This window comes from Saccharomonospora saliphila YIM 90502 (assembly GCF_000383795.1).
GTDB classification, from domain to species: domain Bacteria; phylum Actinomycetota; class Actinomycetes; order Mycobacteriales; family Pseudonocardiaceae; genus Saccharomonospora; species Saccharomonospora saliphila.
In genome coordinates this window covers 39,294-45,974 of the sequence record NZ_KB912600.1, presented here as the reverse complement: position 1 = coordinate 45,974, position 6,681 = coordinate 39,294, and the positions used below count along the sequence as shown (strand labels likewise).

The window sequence follows — 6,681 nt, the reverse complement described above, 5'->3', positions numbered from 1 at the left end:
CCGGGGAGGAGCCGGGGCGGCCCCGATGGGCGCCGGCGCGGGACGCGGCGGCCAGGGCGGCGAGGACAGCGACCGCGACCGCCCGTCCTACCTCGTCGAGGCCGATCCCGACGAGGTCTTCGGCACCGACCAGCGCACCGCCCCACCCGTCATCGGCGAGTAGCCCGGTGCGCTACTCGGGCGTGATGGTGCCCGTCAGGTGCGGCTTCGGCTTCCGGGCGTTCCACAACTCGAAGGCCCACCCGCCTGCCACGCCCCGGCGACCGGTGTCGTCGGTGGGCCAGGAGGTGAAGGCGACCTTCGCGGGCAGCAGCACGGGCAGCTTGAACCGCACGTCCACCGTGTACGCGGCGGGCAACCTGCCCTCGAACGCGGCGAGGCAGCGCGCCTTGCTCCACATCCCGTGCGCGATGGCCGAGCGGAAGCCGAACATCCGCGCGGTCAGCGTGTGCATGTGGATCGGATTGCGATCGCCGGAGACCTCCGCGTAACGGCGGCCGATGTCGGCGGGTACCCGCCACACGGCGTTCGGCGCGGGCTGGGCCAGGTCGGTCCCGCGTCGTTCCGGGCGCGCCTCCTGCCCGCCGGAGCCGGTGCCGCCGCGGCGCAGATAGGTGCTCACGTCGGTCCACACGGGCTCGGCCGACTCCCCGGCGCCGTCGGGGACCAGCTCGGTGACGACGTCGAACTGCCTGCCCTTCTCGTGCGGGCGCAGGTCCCGCACCCGCACCCGCAGATCGAACGTCTCCCCGACCCGCACGGGCCGTCGCTGTGTGATGCGGTTGGCGACATGCACCATTCCCAGCAGCGGGAACGGGAAGTCGGGCTCGGTCATCAGCGCGATCTGCATGCCGAACGCCAGCACGTGCGGGTAGGTGGCGGGCACATCGTCGCCAAGCCGGAATCCGCATACGCGGTCGTAGGCGGCCAGATGCGCCGGGTCGGCGGACACGCCCGAGCGCACGTACTCGATGTCGGGCAGCGCGTCGCCGCCACTCTTGCGCAGCCCGCCAAGGGCGGCCTTCGGGTAGAGGGTGCCCAGGCTCGGCGCGGCGGTCAGTTCCTTCACGGTCATGTCAGGCTCCCAGGAAACCCTGGCCGCACACGCGGACCACGTTGCCGTTGACGGCGGCCGAGGCGGGGTTGGCGTACCAGGCGATGGTCTCGGCGACGTCCACCGGCAGTCCGCCCTGGGCGAGGCTGGAGAGGCGACGGCCGAACTCGCGGATCATCAGCGGCACGGCCGCGGTCATCCGCGTCTCGATGAACCCGGGCGCGACGGCGTTGATCGTGGCGCCGCGCTCGGCAAGGCGCGGGGCGTAGTCGTTGACCATGCCGATCACGCCGGCCTTGCTGGTGGCGTAGTTGGCCTGGCCGACGTTGCCCGCGATCCCGGCGATCGACGAGACCCCGACGATGCGGCCGTTGTCGCCGAGCACGTTCTCACTCAACAACGTGTCGTTCACCGCGAGCTGGGCGGCGAGATTGACGGTGAGCACCGAGTCCCACGCCGACTCGCTGAGCTTGCCCAGCGTCTTGTCCCGGGTGATCCCCGCGTTGTGCACCACGACGTCCACGCCGCCGTGGCGCTCGGTGAGGTACCGGGCCAGCCGGGCGGGAGCGTCGTCGGCGGTGATGTCGAGTTGCAGTGCCGAACCGCCCGCGCGGTTGGCGACGGTGGAGAGGTCGGCACCCTGCGCGGGGATGTCCAGGGCGACGACGTGCGCGCCGTCGCGGGCGAGCACGTCGGCGATCGCGGCGCCGATGCCCCGGGAGGCTCCGGTGACCAGCGCCGTCTTCCCGGTCAACGGCCGGTCCCAGTTCTCCGGTGCGACAGCGGTGGTCACCCCGGAAGTGCCGACGCGGATCACCTGGCCGTCGACGAAGGCGGACTTGGCCGAGAGCAGGAACCGCATGGTCGACTCGGCCGCCTCCTCGGCCCCCTCGGCCACGTAGACGAGCTGGGCGGTCGCGCCGCGCTTGAGCTCCTTGCCGACGGTGCGGGTGAAGCCTTCGAGCGCGCGCTGGGCGATGCGCTCCCGACCGGAGACCAGTTCGGGCGGCGTGCCGAGCACGACGACCCGGCCCGAGGGGCCGATCGAGCGGACGGTTGGCTGGAAGAAGCGGTGCAGTTCACGTAGCTGGGCCGGGTCGGTGATGCCGGTCGCGTCGAACACGAGCGCGCCGTAGCGCGTGTCGTCGGCCGGGGTGCGCAGAATCTCGATGCCCGCCCGGCCGAGCTGGGCCGTGAGGGTCTTCTCCAGGCGTCCACCCTGCGCGACGCCGAGGAGTGCGGGACCCTCGAGAGCGGGCTGGCCCGGCGTGTAGCGGCGCAGCACCGGCGGCTTCGGCAGACCGAGCTTCGACGTCACGACATTGCCGACCGGTGTGGTGGTGAACTGCTGGTACTTGTCAGCCATCGGTTGCCTCCCGTGCCGAGTGTGCACTGACAGCCTAACCTACTTGCGAGTAGGTTACACTTTCGCCGGGTGCGACAACGCTGACCAGGAGGAGCCATGACCGCAGCGCAGAAGTCCGGCCGCGGCCGGGGGCGGGCGAACCGCGAGAAGTCGGCGGGATCGGGCGTCGCGAAGGTCGCGATCGTCGGTGCCAACCGGATTCCGTTCGCCCGCTCCAACGGACCGTACGCCGACGCCTCGAACCAGGACATGCTCACCGCCGCGGTGGACGGGCTCGTCAGCCGGTTCTCCCTCCAGGGCGAACAGCTCGGCGAGGTGGCGGCCGGGGCGGTGCTCAAGCACGCGCGCGACTTCAACCTGGCGCGCGAGTGCGTGCTGGGCAGCGCGCTCTCGCCCACCACACCGGCCTCCGATGTGCAGATGGCCTGCGGCACCGGCCTCCAGGCGATCGTCAACGTGGCGAACAAGATCGCCCTGGGCCAGATCGACTCCGCGATCGCGGGCGGGGTGGACACCACCTCGGACGCGCCGCTGGCCGTCAACGACTCGCTGCGCAAACTGCTGGTGCGGCTGAACGCCGCCAAGAGCACGGGCGAGCGGGTCAAGCTGCTGGGCAAACTCCGGCCGGGGCACATCGTCCCGGAGATCCCGCGCAACGCCGAACCGCGCACGGGACTGTCGATGGGCGAGCACGCCTCCCGCACGGCGCGGGCGTGGGAGATCGGCCGTGCCGAGCAGGACGAGCTCACCGCCGCCAGCCACCAGCGGCTGGCCGCCGCCTACGACCGGGGATTCTTCGACGATCTGCTCACGCCCTACCTGGGGCTGACGAAGGATCAGAACCTGCGGCCCGACTCGACCGCGGAGAAGCTGGGCAAGCTCAAGCCCGTGTTCGGAGGCCCGGAGGGCACCATGACGGCGGGCAACTCGACGCCGCTCTCCGACGGCGCATCGGTGGTGCTTCTGGCCACGGAGGAGTGGGCGAAGGCCCGCAACCTGCCCGTGCTGGCCTACCTGACGATCGCGCAGACGGCGGCCGTGGATTACGTGCACGGCGACGAGGGCCTGCTCATGGCGCCCGCCTACGCGGTGCCGCGCATGCTGGACAAGGCCGGGGTGTCGCTGGGCGAGTTCGACTACTACGAGATTCACGAGGCATTCGCCTCGCAGGTACTGGCCACGCTCAAGGCGTGGGAGGACCCGGCCTTCGCCAAGGAACGGCTCGGCCGCGACGAACCGCTGGGCTCGATCGACCGGGACAAGCTCAACGTCAACGGCTCCTCCCTGGCAGCGGGCCATCCGTTCGCCGCCACCGGCGGCCGGATCGTGGGCACGCTGGCCAAGCAGCTCGCCGAGTCCGGCTCCGGCCGGGGCCTGATCTCCATCTGCGCTGCGGGCGGCCAGGGCATCACGGCGATCCTGGAACGCTGAGCGTTCCCCGGACACGGCCGGGCAACTCGTCAGTACCGGGTCGGTATTCACCAGCCCCGTCCTCCCGTCCGCACGCTGTAGCCTCCCGGCAGGCCCGTCGACGTGTGGAGAAGCGACCCGATGGTGGACAGAACGAGCGGAGTGCCCGTACACCGTCAGGTCGCTACGGACCTGCGGAAGAGGATTCTCGCGGGCGAGTACGCACCGGGCGACCGGCTTCCCAGCGAGCGGCACATGGTCGAGTCGTACGGCGTCTCCCGGCTCACCGTGCGGGAAGCGCTGAATATCCTGCGCACGGAGGGCGTCGTGGTCACCGTGCGGGGCCGTGGTGTGTTCGTGCGCGCCTCCGCGACGATCCACCGCCTCGCGCGGTCGCGGCTCTCGCCCGCGGCACGGGCGGCGGGCCGGGGCGCCTTCCTCACCGAGGCGGACGCGCACGGCTTCACCCCGGCGGTCGAGGTGGCGGTGTCGTTCGAGCGCGCCGACGAGCGCGTGGCGGGACACCTGGGCGTCGCACCGGGCACCGAGGTGACCGTCCGCGACAGGTGGATGCGCGCCGACGGCGTGGTGGTGCAGCTCGCCGTCTCGCGGTTGCCGAGGAGGTTGACCCGCGGCACGCGGATCGAGGAGCCGGACGCCGGCCCCGGAGGGTCGTACGCGCGTCTGGTGGAGGCGGGACAGGCCATCGGGTACTTCACGGAGGACGTCGGCTCCCGGATGCCCACACCCGACGAGATGTCGGTACTGCGACTCGGACCGGGCATCCCGGTCGTCACGGTCACGCGTGTCGCGCACGACCGTGACGGCGCGGCGCTGGAGGTGAACGACATGGTCCTGCCCGCTCACCGTTACCGGCTGTCCTACGAGTTCAGCGCGGAGTGAACGGCCCGAAAATCGGCGGCATTCGTCGGTGGTCGCTCCTACTCTGAACGCATGCCCCATACCGACAGACCGGTCGCGGTCCGCGCCCGCGGCCTGGTCAAAACCTACGGCTCCACACGCGCGTTGAACGGCGTCGACCTCGACATTCCCACGGGACAGGTGCTGGGCCTGCTCGGCCCGAACGGCGCGGGCAAGACCACCACGGTCCGCATCCTGACCACCCTGCTCAAGCCCGATTCGGGCGAGGCGTCCGTCGCCGGGCACGACGTGCTCGCCGACCCGAACGGCGTTCGCTCGGCGATCGGGGTGTCCGGGCAGTACGCGGCCGTCGACGAGAACCTCACCGGTTTCGAGAACCTCTACATGGTCGGCAGGCTCTACGGCCTGCCCAAACGGGAGGCGAAGGCACGGGCCCGCGAGCTGCTGAGCCGGTTCCGGCTCGACGATGCCGCCGACCGTTCCGCGAAGGGCTATTCCGGCGGCATGCGCAGGCGGCTTGACCTCGCGGGGGCGCTGGTGGCGGAGCCGAGCGTCGTGGTGCTGGACGAGCCCACCACCGGCCTCGACCCGCGCGGCAGGCTCGACATGTGGGAGGTCATCGAGCAGCTCGTGGCCACGGGCGCCACGGTGCTGCTCACGACGCAGTACCTCGAGGAGGCCGACCGGCTCGCCGATTCGATCGTCGTCATCGACAAGGGTGTCGTGATCGCGCGCGGCACCGCCGACGAGCTCAAGGACCACATCGGCGGTGAGCGGCTGGAACTGGTCGCCGCCGACGACGGTGACCTCGCCACGGTCGAGCGTGTGCTCAAGGAGGTCGGCACCAGCGAGCCGGTGGTCACCGAGAGCACCCGCACCGTCACCGTCTACGTCGACACCGGCGCGAAGTCCCTGATGGACGCGCTACGCAAACTCGACGCCGAGAACGTGACGGTGCAGGACGTGGGCCTGCACCGCCCGACGCTCGACGACGTGTTCCTGTCGCTGACCGGGCACGCCACCGAGGAGGAGACATCGTGACCGGGGTCGCCAAGATCCTTTCCGACAGCGGCACCATCACCTGGCGCAACGTGATGAACGTGCGGCGCAACCCCGACTGGTTGCTGGGCGCCACCGCCTTCCCGATCATGTTCGTGCTGCTGTTCGCCTACGTCTTCGGCGACGCCATCGGCGGCCCGGGCGGGGGCGGCGCGCAGTACCGGGAGTTTCTGATCGCGGGCATTTTCGCCCAGACGGTCGCGTTCAACTCGTCCTACACGGTGATCGGGTTCGCCAACGACCTCCAGAAGGGAATCATCGACCGGTTCCGCTCGCTGCCGATGTCCCGGCTGGCCGTACTCGTCGGCCGCACCACCGCGGACCAGGTGCTCAGCATCGTGGTGCTCGTGGTCATGTCGGTGTGCGGACTGCTGATCGGCTGGCGCATCAACAGCAGTGCCGGTGAGGCCGTGCTGGGTTATCTGATGATTCTGCTGTTCGCGCTGGCGATGTCCTGGATCGGCGCCTACATCGGGCTGGTGGCCCGCAGTGTCGAGGTCGCCAACAGCGCGGGCCTGATCTGGATGTTCCCGTTGACCTTCGTCTCCTCCGCGTTCGTCCCGCAGGAGAGCCTGCCCGGCGTGCTCGGCACGATCGCCGACTGGAACCCGTTCACGGCGGCGGTCAACGCCACCCGGGACCTGTTCGGCAACCCGAGCCCGGCGGGCTGGCCGGAACCGTCCGGCTGGCCCGCCGAGAACGCGGCGCTCTACGCGATCCTGAGCTGCGTGGTGATCATCGGGATCTTCGCGCCGCTGGCGACCGCACGCTATCGGCGCGTAGCCAGCTCGTGACCGCCCGCCCGGGCGGCGGAGCGGGGCGCCGCGCGCGTCAGTGACGCACGGGTCCGTGCCCGTGCGACCTCGTCACGACGTGTTTGCGGCCCCTCTTCGCCGCCCCGGCGGCCTTC

Annotated in this window: 6 protein-coding genes; 4 read left to right on the top strand and 2 right to left on the bottom strand. The window is 70.9% G+C overall.

Features of this window, described 5'->3' with window-relative positions; genetic code table 11:
- Positions 1–172: 172 nt before the first annotated feature.
- Together SACSA_RS0100830 and SACSA_RS0100825 are read right to left on the bottom strand one after the other, a co-directional pair.
- The gene (locus SACSA_RS0100830; protein ID WP_019812732.1) at positions 173–1,075 is read right to left on the bottom strand and encodes a MaoC/PaaZ C-terminal domain-containing protein; all 903 of its coding nucleotides are present in this window, start codon (positions 1,073–1,075) and stop codon (positions 173–175) included.
- A gap of 1 nt (position 1,076) precedes the next feature.
- Positions 1,077–2,420, bottom strand: coding sequence for a 3-oxoacyl-ACP reductase (locus SACSA_RS0100825; protein WP_019812730.1), 1,344 nt, complete (start codon positions 2,418–2,420; stop codon positions 1,077–1,079).
- A gap of 96 nt (positions 2,421–2,516) precedes the next feature.
- Here SACSA_RS0100825 and SACSA_RS0100820 point away from each other — a divergent pair, with 96 nt between their 5' ends.
- The 4 genes from SACSA_RS0100820 (at position 2,517) to SACSA_RS0100805 (ending at position 6,565) form a co-directional block, all read left to right on the top strand.
- Positions 2,517–3,851: an acetyl-CoA C-acetyltransferase gene (locus SACSA_RS0100820; RefSeq protein WP_019812728.1), complete on the top strand. Its 1,335-nt coding sequence runs from the start codon at positions 2,517–2,519 to the stop codon at positions 3,849–3,851.
- Between the two features lie 120 nt (positions 3,852–3,971).
- Positions 3,972–4,733 (top strand): GntR family transcriptional regulator, encoded by a 762-nt coding sequence (locus SACSA_RS0100815; RefSeq protein ID WP_019812726.1) that lies wholly within the window; start codon positions 3,972–3,974, stop codon positions 4,731–4,733.
- 51 nt (positions 4,734–4,784) lie between these two features.
- Positions 4,785–5,753, top strand: a complete 969-nt coding sequence (locus SACSA_RS0100810; protein WP_019812724.1) for an ATP-binding cassette domain-containing protein — start codon at positions 4,785–4,787, stop codon at positions 5,751–5,753.
- The gene (locus tag SACSA_RS0100805; protein WP_019812722.1) at positions 5,750–6,565 is read left to right on the top strand and encodes an ABC transporter permease; all 816 of its coding nucleotides are present in this window, start codon (positions 5,750–5,752) and stop codon (positions 6,563–6,565) included. The genes SACSA_RS0100810 and SACSA_RS0100805 overlap by 4 nt, the downstream gene beginning before the upstream one ends.
- Positions 6,566–6,681 lie beyond the last annotated feature (116 nt).

What these genes read in the sequence shown, in the direction of transcription:
- SACSA_RS0100830 (WP_019812732.1), bottom strand. Translation starts at nt 1,075, where the DNA reads ATGACCGTGAAGGAACTGACCGCCGCGCCGAGCCTGGGCACCCTCTAC.
- SACSA_RS0100825 (WP_019812730.1), bottom strand. Translation starts at nt 2,420, where the DNA reads ATGGCTGACAAGTACCAGCAGTTCACCACCACACCGGTCGGCAATGTC.
- SACSA_RS0100820 (WP_019812728.1), top strand. Translation starts at nt 2,517, where the DNA reads ATGACCGCAGCGCAGAAGTCCGGCCGCGGCCGGGGGCGGGCGAACCGC.
- SACSA_RS0100815 (WP_019812726.1), top strand. Translation starts at nt 3,972, where the DNA reads ATGGTGGACAGAACGAGCGGAGTGCCCGTACACCGTCAGGTCGCTACG.
- SACSA_RS0100810 (WP_019812724.1), top strand. Translation starts at nt 4,785, where the DNA reads ATGCCCCATACCGACAGACCGGTCGCGGTCCGCGCCCGCGGCCTGGTC.